At 46.1% G+C, this 14866-nt stretch carries 14 protein-coding genes, 1 tRNA gene, 1 other RNA gene and 1 other annotated feature; of the genes, 13 read left to right on the plus strand and 3 right to left on the minus strand.

What is annotated here, in order from left to right; genetic code table 11:
- The first annotated feature begins 108 nt into the window (after positions 1–108).
- The 3 genes from CXF70_RS08845 to CXF70_RS08855 all read left to right on the plus strand — a co-directional run bounded on the left by CXF70_RS08845 (position 109) and on the right by CXF70_RS08855 (position 3628).
- The gene (locus CXF70_RS08845) at positions 109–585 is read left to right on the plus strand and encodes a glutathione peroxidase (protein WP_101802341.1); all 477 of its coding nucleotides are present in this window, start codon (positions 109–111) and stop codon (positions 583–585) included.
- A gap of 102 nt (positions 586–687) precedes the next feature.
- Positions 688–2151 carry an IMP dehydrogenase gene (guaB, locus tag CXF70_RS08850; RefSeq protein WP_101802342.1) on the plus strand — a complete coding sequence of 488 codons (1464 nt, stop codon included), beginning with the start codon at positions 688–690 and terminating at the stop codon, positions 2149–2151.
- 136 nt (positions 2152–2287) lie between these two features.
- Positions 2288–3628: a serine hydrolase gene (locus CXF70_RS08855; protein ID WP_276310427.1), complete on the plus strand. Its 1341-nt coding sequence runs from the start codon at positions 2288–2290 to the stop codon at positions 3626–3628.
- Positions 3629–3644: 16 nt separating this feature from the next.
- On the opposite strand, the gene pdxR is transcribed toward CXF70_RS08855, so the two are convergent.
- Positions 3645–5063, minus strand: a complete 1419-nt coding sequence (gene pdxR / locus CXF70_RS08860; protein WP_101802344.1) for a MocR-like pyridoxine biosynthesis transcription factor PdxR — start codon at positions 5061–5063, stop codon at positions 3645–3647.
- A gap of 160 nt (positions 5064–5223) precedes the next feature.
- Positions 5224–5432: a binding site (T-box leader), on the plus strand.
- Positions 5433–5499: 67 nt separating this feature from the next.
- Between pdxR and serS the strand changes: the two genes are divergently transcribed.
- Together serS and CXF70_RS08870 are read left to right on the plus strand one after the other, a co-directional pair.
- Positions 5500–6774: a serine--tRNA ligase gene (gene serS, locus CXF70_RS08865; RefSeq protein ID WP_101802345.1), complete on the plus strand. Its 1275-nt coding sequence runs from the start codon at positions 5500–5502 to the stop codon at positions 6772–6774.
- A 120-nt stretch (positions 6775–6894) separates the two neighbouring features.
- A complete protein-coding gene (locus CXF70_RS08870) occupies positions 6895–7773 on the plus strand; it encodes an alpha/beta fold hydrolase (RefSeq protein ID WP_101802346.1) in 879 nt (292 codons plus the stop codon).
- Here CXF70_RS08870 and tadA read toward each other — a convergent pair.
- Entirely contained in the window at positions 7768–8253 is a 486-nt protein-coding gene (gene tadA / locus CXF70_RS08875; protein WP_101802347.1) for a tRNA adenosine(34) deaminase TadA, read from the minus strand. The genes CXF70_RS08870 and tadA overlap by 6 nt on opposite strands.
- Positions 8254–8386: 133 nt before the next feature.
- On the opposite strand from tadA, the gene CXF70_RS08880 reads away from it, so the two are divergent.
- The 3 genes from CXF70_RS08880 to CXF70_RS08890 all read left to right on the plus strand — a co-directional run bounded on the left by CXF70_RS08880 (position 8387) and on the right by CXF70_RS08890 (position 10672).
- Positions 8387–9274, plus strand: a complete 888-nt coding sequence (locus CXF70_RS08880; RefSeq protein ID WP_101802348.1) for a YitT family protein — start codon at positions 8387–8389, stop codon at positions 9272–9274.
- 94 nt (positions 9275–9368) lie between these two features.
- Positions 9369–10007: a deoxynucleoside kinase gene (locus tag CXF70_RS08885; protein WP_101802349.1), complete on the plus strand. Its 639-nt coding sequence runs from the start codon at positions 9369–9371 to the stop codon at positions 10005–10007.
- The gene (locus CXF70_RS08890; protein ID WP_101802350.1) at positions 10004–10672 is read left to right on the plus strand and encodes a deoxynucleoside kinase; all 669 of its coding nucleotides are present in this window, start codon (positions 10004–10006) and stop codon (positions 10670–10672) included. Before CXF70_RS08885 ends, CXF70_RS08890 begins: the two co-directional genes overlap by 4 nt.
- Before the next feature lie 407 nt (positions 10673–11079).
- Here the strand turns inward: CXF70_RS08890 and CXF70_RS08895 are convergent.
- Positions 11080–11172: transfer RNA gene (locus tag CXF70_RS08895), tRNA-Ser, on the minus strand.
- A gap of 182 nt (positions 11173–11354) precedes the next feature.
- Between CXF70_RS08895 and ffs the strand changes: the two genes are divergently transcribed.
- The 5 genes from ffs to CXF70_RS08920 all read left to right on the plus strand — a co-directional run bounded on the left by ffs (position 11355) and on the right by CXF70_RS08920 (position 14695).
- Positions 11355–11620, plus strand: an RNA gene (ffs, locus tag CXF70_RS08900) — signal recognition particle sRNA large type.
- Positions 11621–11771: 151 nt separating this feature from the next.
- Positions 11772–13505, plus strand: coding sequence for a DNA polymerase III subunit gamma/tau (gene dnaX, locus CXF70_RS08905; RefSeq protein WP_101802351.1), 1734 nt, complete (start codon positions 11772–11774; stop codon positions 13503–13505).
- Between the two features lie 28 nt (positions 13506–13533).
- A complete protein-coding gene (locus CXF70_RS08910) occupies positions 13534–13854 on the plus strand; it encodes a YbaB/EbfC family nucleoid-associated protein (RefSeq protein WP_033543506.1) in 321 nt (106 codons plus the stop codon).
- Positions 13855–13866: 12 nt separating this feature from the next.
- Positions 13867–14463: a recombination mediator RecR gene (recR, locus tag CXF70_RS08915; protein ID WP_084242151.1), complete on the plus strand. Its 597-nt coding sequence runs from the start codon at positions 13867–13869 to the stop codon at positions 14461–14463.
- A gap of 16 nt (positions 14464–14479) precedes the next feature.
- On the plus strand, positions 14480–14695 hold the full coding sequence (locus tag CXF70_RS08920) for a YaaL family protein (protein ID WP_084242150.1): 216 nt from the start codon (positions 14480–14482) through the stop codon (positions 14693–14695).
- Positions 14696–14866 lie beyond the last annotated feature (171 nt).

Here is a 14866-nt window from a genome sequence, read left to right on the forward strand (position 1 = left end):
GTCGTTCATTAACTTAAGTAATTTAGAAATTAATTTGGATAGATAGTTTATTGCTTGTTTCTACATCATTTAATATATACTCTTAAAGTAACTCAGGAGGTTGATAAAATGGTTTCGATTTATGATTACAAAGTAAAAAACTTGCAAGGAGAAATGGAATCCCTTGAAAAGTTTAAAGGGAATGCGTTAGTCATCGTCAATACAGCAAGTAAATGTGGATTGACTCCCCAATTTGAAGAGCTGCAAAAATTGTATGAAAAGCATTCTGGCAAAGATTTTCAAATCCTCGGCTTTCCAAGTTCACAATTCAATAATCAGGAATTTGATAAACAGGATGAAACAATGGAATTTTGCCAGAAGAATTATGGCGTAACGTTTCCGATGTTTGCCAAAACGGATGTTAAAGGAGCAAATGCGGCTCCTCTATTCACTTATTTGACTTCAAAGCATGAGGATATCGAAGCTGAAGAAATCGCATGGAATTTTGCGAAGTTTTTAGTAGATAAAGAAGGCCATGTTATTAAAAGATATTCACCTCAAACTTCGCCGCAGGAAATCGAAGAAGATCTTATGGCCATCCTATAAGATTAGTCGGAATACTTTTTCTATTTTTGAATTCTTGACACCCCGCATGCCCACTGATAACCTTACAATAATATTTAATAGGAAGCGGGAGGCGTGTCGATAATGTGGGAATCGAAATTTGTAAAAGAGGGTCTGACTTTTGACGATGTATTGCTTGTTCCAGGACATTCGGAAGTATTGCCGAAAGATGTAAATTTATCTGTGGAGTTAACGCCCAAACTGAAATTGAACATCCCTATCATCAGTGCTGGGATGGACACCGTTACAGAAGCAAAAATGGCGATTTCCATGGCGCGCCAAGGCGGCCTTGGGGTTATTCATAAAAATATGAGCATCGAAGAGCAAGCGGAACATGTGACTACAGTTAAACGTTCGGAAAATGGTGTTATTACCGATCCTTTCTTTTTAACTCCAGATCACCAAGTGTATGATGCAGAACATTTGATGGGTAAATATCGTATTTCTGGTGTGCCGATCGTCAATAACGAGGAAGAATTGAAGTTGGTCGGCATCATTACCAACCGCGATCTCCGCTTTATTCAGGATTATTCATTGAAGATAAATGATGTCATGACGAAAGAAAAATTAGTGACAGCTCCAGTCGGTACTACATTAGAAGACGCAGAGAAGATTCTTCAGCAATACAAAATTGAAAAATTGCCGATTGTGGATAATGCAGGAATTCTGAAAGGCTTAATCACAATCAAAGATATCGAGAAAGTCATCGAATTCCCGATTGCAGCAAAAGATTCCCACGGACGCCTCCTTGCCGGTGCAGCAGTCGGTGTCACTTCTGATACGTTGAGACGTGTTGAGCAGCTTGTAAAAGCGCAAGTGGATGTTGTTGTTCTGGATACTGCGCATGGCCACTCGAAAGGAGTCTTGGAAATGGTCAGCGAAATTCGCTCCCAATTCCCTGAACTTACGATTATAGCTGGAAATGTTGCAACAGCAGAGGGAACAAGAGCTCTGATTGAAGCTGGGGCAGACGTTGTCAAAGTGGGTATTGGACCGGGATCCATCTGCACGACGCGTGTCGTAGCTGGTGTTGGCGTTCCTCAGATTACCGCAGTTTATGATTGCGCGACAGAGGCACGGAAACATGGAAAAGCGATTATCGCCGATGGCGGCATTAAATATTCCGGTGATATCATTAAAGCTCTTGCAGCAGGCGGACATGTCGTAATGCTCGGCAGTTTGCTTGCCGGCACGACGGAAAGCCCAGGAGAAACTGAAATCTTCCAAGGCCGCCGGTTCAAAACTTACCGTGGCATGGGTTCAATCGCTTCTATGGAAAAAGGATCGAAAGACCGTTATTTCCAGGACGAAGCGAAAAAACTGGTACCTGAAGGCATCGAAGGAAGATTGCCTTATAAAGGTCCACTGACTGACACGATCCATCAATTGCTTGGCGGAATCCGTGCAGGCATGGGGTATTGCGGAACAAAAGATTTGGAGACTTTGCGCAATGAAGCCCAATTCATCCGTATGACAGGTGCCGGATTGCGCGAAAGCCATCCGCATGATGTCCAGATTACAAAAGAGTCACCAAACTACTCAATATAATAAAAGCTGAACCTTTTAGCACTCTTTTCCATCGTTATGCGCTGGGAAAGAGTGCTTTTTGCATATTTTTATTTCAGGACATTAATAATATGATAGAATAGCATGGGGAAACAGATTAATGGAGGTATAGAGAGATTTGAAGAACGTTTTTAAGATGACAATGTTGCTTACCGTATTAGCTATGTTTATGACTACTATTATCGTTCCACAACAGGCAAGTGCGAACGAATCATTGAATATAATGGCAGATGCCGCTATTTTGGTGGATGCTGAAAGTGGAAAAATCCTATTTGAACAAAATGCTGAAACGCCGCTTGGTGTTGCAAGTATGACAAAAATGATGACGGAATACCTGCTTTTTGAAGCTATTGAAGATGGGCGTATAACTTGGGATCAGCAATACAGCGTAACTGATTATACATACCAAATTTCACAGGACAGAGCGCTCAGCAATGTGCCGCTTCGTGCCGACGGAACATATTCCATCAAAGAATTATATGAAGCTTTGGCGATTTATTCAGCTAACGCAGCAACTATCGGCATCGCAGAAACAATTGCCGGAACCGAGGGTGAATTCGTTCGCCTAATGAATAAAAAAGCTGAAGAATTAGGTCTTGAAGACACTAAATTCGTGAACTCGACAGGTCTGAACAATGCCGATTTGAAAGGCATGCATCCGGAAGGAACTGGAGAAACTGACGAAAACGTCATGACTGCACGTTCTGTAGCGAAATTAGCGAGAGCGTTGATGAATGATTACCCTGAAGTTCTTGAAACAACAAGCATTCCCAAAGCGGTTTTCCGCGATGGCACTGATGACAGAACGGAAATGCCGAACTGGAATTTCATGCTTCCAGGGCTTGTTTACGAATATGAAGGAATGGACGGCCTGAAAACAGGTACAACTGATTTTGCCGGACATTCTTTCACTGGTACAGCAAAACGCGATGATGTCCGTTTGATTACTGTGGTAATGAAAGCTGTGGACAGCGAAGGCGTCGGTTCTTATAAAGCACGTTTTGATGCGACCCGCGCATTGATGGATTACGGCTTCGGACAGTTTACAAAACAGGAAATCGTTCCTGCCGGTTATCAATTTGAAGATCAGCAAGCTTTGCCGGTTGCCAAAGGTAAAGAAGATGAAGTCAAGATTGCTGTTAAAGAACCGATTACAATGATGGTACGTTCAAGCGAAAAAGATGCTTATGTACCTGAATTGGTCATTGATGAATCTCTTCTTGACAATGGCAAATTGGAAGCGTCGATTGAAAAAGATAAAGTGGTCGGTACCGTTAACCTGACAAAGGAATCGGGATCTGATTACGGTTATTTGGATGGTTCAGCGAGCGGCGCTGAAGTCATCACAACTGAAAGCGTCGAGCGCGCCAACTGGTTTTCCCTTTCCCTGCAGGCAGTTGGAAGCTTCTTCTCCACTATGTGGAATGGCGCTGTTGATTTTGTAAAAGGCCTATTCTAATAAAAAGCAGTTCATCTTATAAAGATGAGCTGCTTTTTGTTTTGCTGATTTCCCAGCTTGCCATAAGCTGATGGATGCCTTGTTCTATTTGCTGTTCAGACAGACCGCCAAAACCGATGACGATGCGGGGAGAAGAACTTTCTGACTTTCTGACGTCATAGGAATGCAGGCCGAAAACCCGGATGCCAGCTGCTTTTGCATGCTCAATCAGCTGTTTCTCACTAAGTGGGGTCTGTACCGTCAAAACGACATGCATTCCTGCCTGTTCTCCTGAAATCTTCACCGCTGGCGCGAATAAAGCCAATTCAGCTGTCAATTTTTCCAGTTTCTTTTTATATAGCTTACGCATCCGGTTGAGGTGTCTCGAAAAATGTCCTCCTTTCATGAATTGGGCCACGATCTGCTGGTCCAGCCTTGGTACGGAAGACGAGTAATGCAGAAAGGTTTTATTGTATTCGGTGAGCAATGAGTTTGGCAATACCATATAGGCGATACGGAGTGAGGGCATCAGCGATTTTGAAAAAGTACTGATATAGACGACCCGGCCGCTCAGGTCCATGCTTTGCAAGGCAGGAATCGGGCGGCTGGTATAGCGGAATTCACTGTCATAATCATCTTCAATGATGTAGCGTCCGGGCTTGGCAGTCGCCCAGTTCAATAATTGGGCACGTCTTGTAGCACTTAAAACGGAACCTGTCGGGAACTGGTGGGAAGGGGTGACGTACGCCACATCTACCGGTGAAGCTTCTAATTCTTCCATATTGATGCCGTCTTCATCGATGCTAATTGGCAGGGACTGCCGATCGTGGTGGCTGAAAATACTATGAGTGAGGGCGTATCCCGGATTTTCAAAGCCGAAAATCAGGTTTTTGTTGAGCAGCCGGATTAATAACGGCATCAATTGCTCTGTCCCTGAACCGATGATGATCTGGTTTGGCTGGCAGACCACTCCCCGTGACTGGAACAGATAGCGGGCAATTTCCTGCCGCAGTATGTCATCGCCTTGCGGATGGCCGGATAACAGGAATTCGCCGTTCGACTCATCGAGAACTTCCTTGGCCAATTTGCGCCATGTGGAAAAAGGGAAGGATTCCGTATCGATCTGTGCCGGATTAAAATCAAATTGATAATCGATCTTTTCTGGTATCACCGGTTCCTCTTGCGGCAAATCGAGGTAAGCCAGTTCTTCGACTGCCTGGGCATAATAGCCTTTTCGTGGCCGTGATTCAATAAAACCTTCCGCTACAAGCTGACCGTAAGCCAGTTCTACCGTTGTTTGGCTGATATCCAGGAATTCAGCCAGTTTCCGTTTGCTCGGCAATTTGGTCTCGACGGATATTTTGCCGTCGATGATGGCTTGTTTGATTTCGATGTAGAGTTGTTTGTAGATGGGGGTGGTGCTTTTTTTCTTTAATTGGAACATGAGCATATCCATTTCTATTCCTCCAAACTGGCATCTATGTATTTATGATTTTGGAATTAATTATAAGGTCAGAATAAGTATAACGGAAAGGGACAGTTTCGACAAAACTGGCTAACTGCAGCGGCCTCTTGCCAAAAAGAAGAGATTATAGTAAAGTATGATTAATTTCAAAGAAGAAACGTTGATGGGAATTAGTAGGACGTCTGTTTTTCCAAAGAGAGCCGGTGGATGGTGCGAACCGGTGAAAAACGCGTTTGAATCCACCCCGGAGTTGCATGGCGAAATAAGCCATTGCCGGTTTTAATGCCGTTATGTGATGAAGAGAATCGGAGATTTTTCCGGTTAATCAGGGTGGCAACGCGGGTAGCTCTCGTCCCTTTCACAGGGATGTGGGCTATTTTTGTTGTCTTTTTTCCATTTGCGCCAAAAATAAGAGGAGGAATTTATCATGTTGGACATCCGATTTGTACGGGACAATTTTGAAGAAGTGAAGAGCAAGCTTGCGAAGCGGGGAGAGGATATTTCCGTTTTGGAAGATTTCCAGCCGCTTGATGCCAAGCGCCGGGAGTTGATTGCGCAGACGGAGAAGTTGAAAGCCGAGCGCAACGAGGCTTCCCAGAATATCGCAGTCATGAAACGCAATAAAGAAAATGCCGACGAAGCCATTGCGAAAATGCGTGAAGTGGGCGACAAAATCAAGACGATCGATGATGAATTGCGCGAAGTTGAAGAGCGCCTGAACTATATCATGATGCGCGTGCCGAATATTCCACACGACAGCGTTCCGCTTGGCGATTCTGAAGATGATAACGAAGAAATCCGTACGTGGGGCGACAAGCCGGAATTCGGCTATGAAGCGAAACCGCATTGGGATATCGCAACAGACTTGAACATCGTCGATTTTGAACGCGCGGCGAAAGTGACAGGGAGTCGTTTTGTGTTCTATCGCGGCCTGGGGGCACGCCTTGAACGCGCTTTGATCAATTTCATGATGGACCTTCACCAGGAAGAACACGATTACGAAGAAATGCTGCCGCCTTATCTGGTCAACCGTGAAAGTCTGACGGGCACCGGCCAATTGCCGAAATTCGAGGAAGATGCTTTCCTCATCGAAAAAGAGGATTATTTCCTGATTCCGACTTCTGAAGTTCCGGTGACGAACTTTTACCGCGACGAAATCCTGACAGGCGACATGCTGCCGCAGGCATTTGCTTCTTACAGCGCGAATTTCCGCTCTGAGGCGGGTTCTGCAGGGCGTGACACACGAGGGTTGATTCGTCAGCATCAATTCAATAAAGTCGAGCTGGTGCGCTTTGTGAAGCCGGAAGAATCTTATGATGAGCTGGAGAAATTGACGGGCCACGCTGAGAAAGTGCTTCAATTATTGGGTCTTCCTTACCGCGTGCTGAAAATGTGCACAGCGGATCTTGGATTCACGGCAGCGAAGAAATACGATATCGAAGTATGGATTCCAAGCCAGGAAATGTACCGCGAAATTTCTTCTTGCAGTAATTTCGAAGATTTCCAGGCAAGACGCGCCAATATCAAATTCCGCCGCGAAGCAGGCGGCAAGCCTGAATTCGTTCATACATTGAACGGCAGTGGGCTGGCAATCGGCCGTACTGTTGCAGCTTTGCTTGAGAATTTCCAGCAGGAAGACGGCTCTGTCCGCATTCCGGAAGTGTTGCGTCCTTATATGGGCGGCAAAGAATTCATCAAATAAAATCGGAAAGCTCCGTAAGCATCACGCTTATGGAGCTTTCTTTTTATTGGCGGAAAAGACGGGGTTCATTGATGGCAGAACGGGTATGGGTAAGCAGGAGAATTGAAAGGGGTTTTTGATGTGGAGAATCTTTCTTTTCAATCGGTTGAAACGAATGGAGTCACGCTGCATACGGCTGTAGTGGGTCCGGAAGACGGACCGCTGGTGATCCTGCTGCATGGCTTTCCGGAATTCTGGTATGGCTGGAAGCATCAGATCGACGCTTTAGCGAAACAGGGCTACCGGGTGATGGCACCGGATCAGCGGGGCTATAATCGGAGCAGCAAACCGCCGGGAGCAGAGAATTATACGTTAAATGATCTGCGGGACGACATCGCGGGTCTGATCGAGCAGAGCGGAAAAGAAAAAGCGTTTGTGGTCGGACATGATTGGGGCGGCGCGGTTGCCTGGCAGCTGGCTGCGACTCGGCCTGAGCTGGTGGAAAAGATGATTGCCGTTAATATTCCGCATCCGCAGGCGATGCCGAAAGTGATGATGCGAAATCCTATGCAATGGGTGAAAAGTTCGTATATGCTGTATTTTCAAATTCCCAAGCTGCCGGAAGCGATGATGGCAGCGGAAGATTTCAGTTTCATGAAACAGGCGATGGCGGGCACCAGCCGGAAAAACGCGTTTTCTGAGGAAGATCTTGAACGGTACGGGGAAGCATGGGCACAGCCGGGAGCACTGACCGGAATGCTGAATTGGTACCGGGCATTGCCGAAAGGCAGCTTTCGCCAGACGCCGAAGCGGAAGATCGATGTGCCTGTACGCATTTTGTGGGGAGTCGGCGATCAGTTTCTATCGTTGCAATTGGCGAAGGAAAGCCTGACTTTCTGCAAGGATGCAGAATTGGTGCTGATCGGGCAGGCTACCCACTGGGTGCATCATGAACAGCCGGAGATTTTGAACCGGCTGATTATGGAATTTCTGGACGAAGAAAAAACGGAAACTCTATAGGAGCTTCCGTTTTTTCTTTTTCTCCCGCAAGGCGCGGAAAAACTGTGTGAGCAGCCCCCCGCATTCGTCAGCCAGTACATTTTCTTTTACCTCGCATTGATGATTGAAGCGTTCATCGTTCAATAACCTGTACAGGGAATCGACCGATCCCGCTTTGACGTCCCGTGCACCGTAGACAACTCTCGGGATCCGGGATTGCAGAATAGCGCCTGCACACATCGGACAAGGCTCTAACGTTACGTAAAGGATCGTGTTTTCCAGCCGCCAGCTGCCAAGTTCTTCACAGGCCTGCTGTATTGCCAGCAACTCAGCATGGGTGACGGCATTCTGTGTCGTTTCCCGCAGGTTATGCGCACGCGCAATCACTTCACCGTCGCGGACGATGACTGCTCCGATGGGCACTTCTCCCTTGGCCGCCGCTTTATTTGCTTCTTCTATCGCTAGTTTCATATAATGCTGGTCCAGTTCCAAGCCGTTCATCATGCATCTCTCCTTATGCACAGTTTAGCATCTTTCTTCAAATTGAGGCAGTCAGATTTCCTTCCAGAGGGCGACAAACTGAAAATTGAGGATTAAAATAAATTAAGAAGAAATTTGATGAGGAGCGTATCCTATGAAAAAGAAACAAAAAAAGCTATATAAAAAAGAACACAAGAAGGAAACACTTCCTCATCTATTGGGCCGTTATATTGCCATGCTGATCGGCGCGACGATGGCTGCAGCATCCATCGAACTTTTTTTAGTGCCCAACGCCATCATTGACGGCGGAATCATCGGGGTTTCATTGATCCTGGATTATCTGACCGAACTGCCTTTCGGACTGCTGCTGGTCGCCATCAACTTGCCATTCCTGTTTTTCGGCTATAAGCATATCGGACGGAATTTCTTTCTTTCCTCCATCTTTTCCATTGTGGCCTTGGCGCTTGTCGAAATTCCGATGCATAAATTCGAACCATTTGTCGATGATCCATTGCTTGCTACGGTATTCGGGGGGTTATTGCTTGGAGCGGGGGTCGGCATCGTCATCCGAAACGGCGGCGCGCTCGACGGCACGGAAATTCTCGGTATCCTATTGAGCCGGAAACTGCCTTTTTCTGTCGGAGAATTCGTCATGTTCGCCAATATCTTCATCTTCAGCTGGGCCGGATTCGTACTCGGCTGGCAGCAGGCGATGTATTCGATTCTGACTTATTATATCGCTTCCAAAACAATTGATGCGGTCATCCAGGGATTGAATGACACGAAATCGGTCATCATCGTTTCGGATGAATTTGAAGAACTGGGATCGGCCATCAATGACCGTCTCGGCAGAAGCGTTACGAAGCTCCACGGCAAGGGCGGTTATAACGAAAATGAGAAGGATGTCATCTATCTGGTCGTCACGAGGCTCGAGATTTCAAAATTGAAACAGGTCGTCCATGACATTGACCCGAAGGCATTCCTGACCATCATGAGCACCCAGGAAGTCCACGGCGGAACATTCAAAGCACCCATCCATTAATTTGGCGGGTGCTTTTTGCCTCTACTTTTCAAGTTCTGTCTATGGTAAAATTAAGGTCAACGAACGTACATGAAAAGAAAAAGGGGGGCTTCGGATGCCGGTGCCATTTATCACGGTAGAAGGGCCGATTGGCGTAGGGAAAACATCGTTGAGTAAAGCGATTGCTGATCAGAATCAATTCAAATTATTAAAAGAAATCGTGGATGAAAATCCGTTTTTAAATAAATTCTATGAAGACATCGAAGAATGGAGCTTCCAGACGGAAATGTTCTTTCTTTGCAATCGCTATAAGCAATTGACCGATATACAGAAGAAGTTCATCTCAAAACAGGAATCGGTTGTAGCCGATTACCATATCTTTAAAAACCTTATCTTCGCCAAGCGCACTTTGCCGCCTGAAGAATATGCGAAATATGAGGAAATCTACAAAATCCTGACGGCCGACATGCCGAAGCCGAATATGGTCATTTACCTGCACGCCAGCCTTGACACCCTGATGAAACGCATCAAACTCCGCGGCCGTGAATTCGAAACGATGATTACAGCTGATTATATGGAACAGCTTGCTGCCGATTACCACGAATTCATCGAGCATTTCGAACGCACGCATCCTGAAATCCCTGTGCTCCGCTTCAACGGAGATGAAATAGATTTTGTACAAAATGAAAGGGATCTGCAGCTGATCCTATCAAAAGTAGACGATACGCTACAACAAAGGAGTTTGACGATATGAATTTACGTGAAAAATATGGTATTCCGGCAAATGCGGTCATCACGATTGCAGGAACAGTCGGCGTCGGCAAATCGACAATGACAAAGGCTTTGGCAGATGCGCTTCAATTCCGCACGTCTTTCGAAAAAGTGGATTCAAACCCGTACCTTGATCTATTCTATGATGATTTTGAAAAATGGAGCTTCCATTTGCAGATTTATTTCCTGGCTGAACGTTTTAAGGAGCAAAAGCGCATGTTCGAATATGGCGGCGGCTTTATCCAGGACCGTTCAATCTACGAAGATACCGGCATTTTCGCCAAGATGCATTGGGAAAAAGGCACGATGAACAACGTGGATTACGAGACTTACACCAATCTCTTTGAAGCCATGGTGATGACGCCTTATTTCCCGCATCCGGATTTATTGATCTACCTCGAAGGTTCAATCGATGACATCATCGGACGCATCCAGGAACGCGGACGCCAGATGGAACAGCAGACACCGATCGACTATTGGGTTGAAATGCATCAGCGCTACGAAAACTGGATCAACACATTCAACGGTTGTCCGGTACTGCGCCTGAACATCAACGATTACGATTTGCTGAACGATCCTGAATGTTCGGAGCAGATTGTTGAACGCATCGGCAATTTCATGCAGCAAGCTTTAGTGCTGCGCAAATAAAAAATAGAAACAGTGGGCGGATTGTGAAATCTGCCCACTGTTTTTTTAAATTTTTGGGTGCTTGGGTTTGTCGGAGCTGTGCTGGCTTATGACCCGAAGAGCTTAACGGGCGCTTGCGCTTTTCGGTGTCCAGACTCCAACGGCCAACTCCTCGAGTCGTGAGCCACTTTGGCTGTGCGGCTGAAAAGATGCCACTTCGCCAAAGCGTCTTACGCTAGTCGGAGCTGAGCGGCCGTTTCCGCTTTTCTTTATTTCCCGGGAAATATAAAAGAGGCTCTCCGCTGGGAAAGCCTCATAAAAATAATATTTAATCGAATCTAAATTTTCAGTCACATATGGGTTAAGAAAAATTCGCTACTTTCGTAACGAATCCAATCTCGAATTTATATGCGCGTAAATTCAAAAAATGGAGGAGGAAGAGGGATTCGAACCCCCGCGGGATTTGACTCCCCTGTCGGTTTTCAAGACCGATCCCTTCAGCCAAACTTGGGTATTCCTCCGTATCAGACAAGAATTAATTTAACACGGATCAATAAATACTGTCAACACTTTCGTTTAATTTTTTTGGGGTTTTTCTATTTTATTCGAAAAGAGCAGGTTTGCCGCCTTTTCTCACAACAATTTCAAAGGATATAGCCTTTCGGATTGATTTTTTCGTGAATAATTCGTATACTAGTAAATGCCGTGCTAGGTGGGAAGATAGCGGTGTCCTGTAACCTGCAATCCGCTTTAGCAGGACTGAATTCCTTTCTGAGGCTGTTTGCATGTAAGGTCTGCCTCTTGCACGTAGTGTTGACATCTGGGTCCTGCGCAATGGAATCCCATGAACCATGTCAGGTCCGGAAGGAAGCAGCATTAAGTGGAACATTCCATGTGCCGCGGGATCGCCTAGATCGAGCCAGCGACAAGGGTAACGCTTATGTGCAGCAGTCGAAGAAAGGTGCACGGCATTAAAATTATAATCAGAACCTGTCCGCTTATTGCGGGCAGGTTTTTTGTTTCATTCAAACGAAAGACGTCCGAAAACCTTAAGGGAAAAGGCCGATTTATGGTATAATGGAAGGACGAAAAACTTATTTTCCAAAAGGAGAGAAAACCGTTGGCGTATCAAGCTTTTTACCGTGTATACAGACCCCAGTCCTTTTCAGAGATGACCGGTCAGGTGCATGTCAAACAAACCCTTCAAAATGCTCTCCTTTACAATAAAACGACTCACGCTTACTTGTTTTCCGGCCCTCGGGGTACAGGGAAGACGAGTGCGGCAAAGATTTTTGCCAAAGCGCTGAACTGTGAAAGGGCGCCGGTTTCCGAACCCTGCAACGAATGCTCTTCCTGTCTGAGTATTATGGAAGGATCCAACACGGATGTCATCGAATTCGATGCGGCCTCCAATTCGCGGGTTGAGGAAATGCGGGAAATCATTGAGAAGGTCCGTTTTTCTCCTGCGAATTCAAGGTTTAAGATTTACATCATCGATGAAGTCCATATGTTATCCAACAGCGCATTCAACGCGCTCTTGAAAACACTTGAAGAACCGCCGGAACACGTCGTCTTCATCCTGGCGACCACTGAACCGCATAAATTGCCGTTGACGATCATTTCCCGGTGTCAGCGCTTCGACTTTAAATCACATACACAAGCGGATATCGTCTTGCGTATGGTGGAAGTTCTGAATGATGCAAACATTCCATACAATGAGCAGGTACTGAAAATCATTGCGCAGGCGGCAGCCGGCGGAATGCGGGATGCCCTCAGCCTTCTTGATCAGGTTGTGTCATTCAGCGGAGACGAAATGACCATCGAAGATGCGCTGCTGGTGACAGGGTCGATCAGCCAGGACATGTTTTATTCGATTGCTGAGGCATTATTGGCAAAAGACATCGGCCAGGCTTTGACTTTATTGGAACAATTGGTGCGCGACGGCAAGGATCCGGTACGGCTGGTGGAAGATTTCATCACGTTCTTCCGTGATTTGCTTCTCATCCAGACAGCACCGGACCTGCACGATATGCTGGAACTTGCCAGCCACGAACCCCGTTTTGAGGAATTGGCGAAACGATTCGAACCGGCGACGCTTTATCTCTGGATCGACATCATGACCAAGACCCAGCAGGAAATGCGGTTTTCCAATCACACTAAGATCTATATGGAAACAGCGTTGCTGAAAATGGTGCAGGCGGAAACGCCGGTACTGGCAATGAATTCAGCAGCAGCTTCTCCTGAACTCGAAGCGAAAGTGTCGACACTGGAGCAGCTTGTCCGCGAATTGCAGCAGCAGCTGAAAAATGGCGGCGGATCAGCGGCGGCAGCTCCTGCCGAACAGAAAAAGCGGCAGCGTGTACAGAGCGGCTTTAAAATTCCGACAGGCCGTATACAGGACGTACTGAAAAACGCGACTAAACCGGATATCCAAGCCATCAAGACGAATTGGGCGACGGTCATGGGCCAGCTCCAGAAATCCCATTCGGCTTTATTGAATGAAGCGGAGCCGGTAGCGGCATCAAGTGATGCATTTGTGTTAAAATTCAAGTATGATATTCATTGCCAGATGGCATCAGAAAACCAGACTTTCGCAACGGCTTTCAGCCAGTTGCTGGAGCAGTATACAGGTAAAGCGTATACGCCGGTTTACGTTCCTGATGCAAGTTGGCTGAAAATCCGTGAAGAATTCATCAGAAACAGCGGATTGAAAGCGGGCACTGAAGACAGCCAGGCGGACACTGAAGAAGAAAACCCGTTCTCCCAGGAAGGCGCGGCAGCGGAAGAAGATCCGTTCATCGCTGAAGCGGAGCGGCTTTTCGGAAAAGATTTCGTCGAAGTTCATGAAGACTGACAAACAAACATATTAGGAGGAATACGTTATGCGCGGTGGCGGAAATATGCAAGGTATGATGAAACAAATGCAGAAAATGCAAAAACAGATGGCTGAGGCTCAAGAAGAGCTTGGCACGATGAAATTTGAGGGCGCAGCTGGCGGCGGAATGGTCAAAGTCACTGTTTCTGGACATAAAGAAGTATTGGACATCGTTATGGATCCATCAGTTGTAGACCCGGAAGATGTTGAAATGCTGCAGGATCTATTGGTGGTTGCAACAAACGAAGCATTCAAGAAAGCGGACGAACACGCGAATTCCACAATGGGGAAATTCACGAAGGGTTTAAATATCCCAGGAATGTTCTAGGAGGCAATAATTATGCATTATCCGGAACCTATATCGAAGTTAATGGAGAGTTTTATGAAATTGCCAGGGATTGGGCCGAAAACAGCGGCCCGTCTGGCATTTTTTGTGCTTGGAATGAAAGAGGATACGGTGCTTGATTTTGCGAAAGCGCTCGTTGACGCAAAGCGGAACCTTAGTTTCTGCTCAGTATGCGGCCATATCACAGACGTCGATCCCTGCCACATTTGTCAGGACCAAAAACGTGATCGCACAACGATTTGTGTTGTACAGGATCCGAAAGACGTAATCGCCATGGAGAAAATGCGTGATTACACCGGTTTGTACCATGTATTGCAAGGAGCCATCTCTCCAATGGAAGGGATTGGCCCCGAAGATATCAATGTACCATCTTTGCTGAAACGTTTGCAGGATGAACAAGTCGATGAATTGATTTTGGCTACGAATCCCACCATTGAAGGTGAAGCGACAGCGATGTACATCTCGCGGCTGGTCAGACCTTCAGGCATCAAAACAACTCGTATCGCACATGGGCTCCCTGTTGGCGGAGACCTTGAGTATGCGGATGAAGTAACTTTATCGAAAGCGCTCGAAGGCCGGCGCGAGTTATAATAGAGGAGATCGACGAATGCTGTTTTCAAAAAGAGGGAAATTAAAGAAAGAGTTCGACGAGCAGTTGATTTCCCACTTCTTCGCCGCTAAGCAAGAGTTGCAAGTGGCTAAAGAAATGGAAGAAATGTCTGACGATTATGATTTGTATATAATTGCTAAACGAAAAATCGCTGAGAGTAAGCATTTGTTTCTATTAAAGGAAGCAAGGCTGCGTGAAGTAAAAATCAAGTGAGGACAAAGGGTTCTATTCCTTCGTCTTCACTTTTCTTTTTTGCTGCTTATATAGAAAGAAAATGAAAAACCAAGGAAATACTTTTTAAATATAATTTTATTTGGAAAATCTGTTGACAGTATCGCCGCTATGCTTTAGTATTGTAGAAGTCGTCAAGAACGACGGCAAACA

It is taken from the genome of Planomicrobium sp. MB-3u-38, assembly GCF_002836425.1.
Taxonomy (GTDB): Bacteria; Bacillota; Bacilli; order Bacillales_A; family Planococcaceae; genus Planococcus; species Planococcus okeanokoites.

Bases quoted from the DNA above. Each gene is read 5' to 3' on its own strand.
- CXF70_RS08845 (WP_101802341.1), top strand. From the start codon at position 109: ATGGTTTCGATTTATGATTACAAAGTAAAAAACTTGCAAGGAGAAATG.
- guaB (WP_101802342.1), top strand. From the start codon at position 688: ATGTGGGAATCGAAATTTGTAAAAGAGGGTCTGACTTTTGACGATGTA.
- pdxR (WP_101802344.1), bottom strand. From the start codon at position 5,063: ATGGATATGCTCATGTTCCAATTAAAGAAAAAAAGCACCACCCCCATC.
- serS (WP_101802345.1), top strand. From the start codon at position 5,500: ATGTTGGACATCCGATTTGTACGGGACAATTTTGAAGAAGTGAAGAGC.
- tadA (WP_101802347.1), bottom strand. From the start codon at position 8,253: ATGAACGGCTTGGAACTGGACCAGCATTATATGAAACTAGCGATAGAA.
- CXF70_RS08880 (WP_101802348.1), top strand. From the start codon at position 8,387: ATGAAAAAGAAACAAAAAAAGCTATATAAAAAAGAACACAAGAAGGAA.
- CXF70_RS08885 (WP_101802349.1), top strand. From the start codon at position 9,369: ATGCCGGTGCCATTTATCACGGTAGAAGGGCCGATTGGCGTAGGGAAA.
- CXF70_RS08890 (WP_101802350.1), top strand. From the start codon at position 10,004: ATGAATTTACGTGAAAAATATGGTATTCCGGCAAATGCGGTCATCACG.
- CXF70_RS08910 (WP_033543506.1), top strand. From the start codon at position 13,534: ATGCGCGGTGGCGGAAATATGCAAGGTATGATGAAACAAATGCAGAAA.
- recR (WP_084242151.1), top strand. From the start codon at position 13,867: ATGCATTATCCGGAACCTATATCGAAGTTAATGGAGAGTTTTATGAAA.
- CXF70_RS08920 (WP_084242150.1), top strand. From the start codon at position 14,480: ATGCTGTTTTCAAAAAGAGGGAAATTAAAGAAAGAGTTCGACGAGCAG.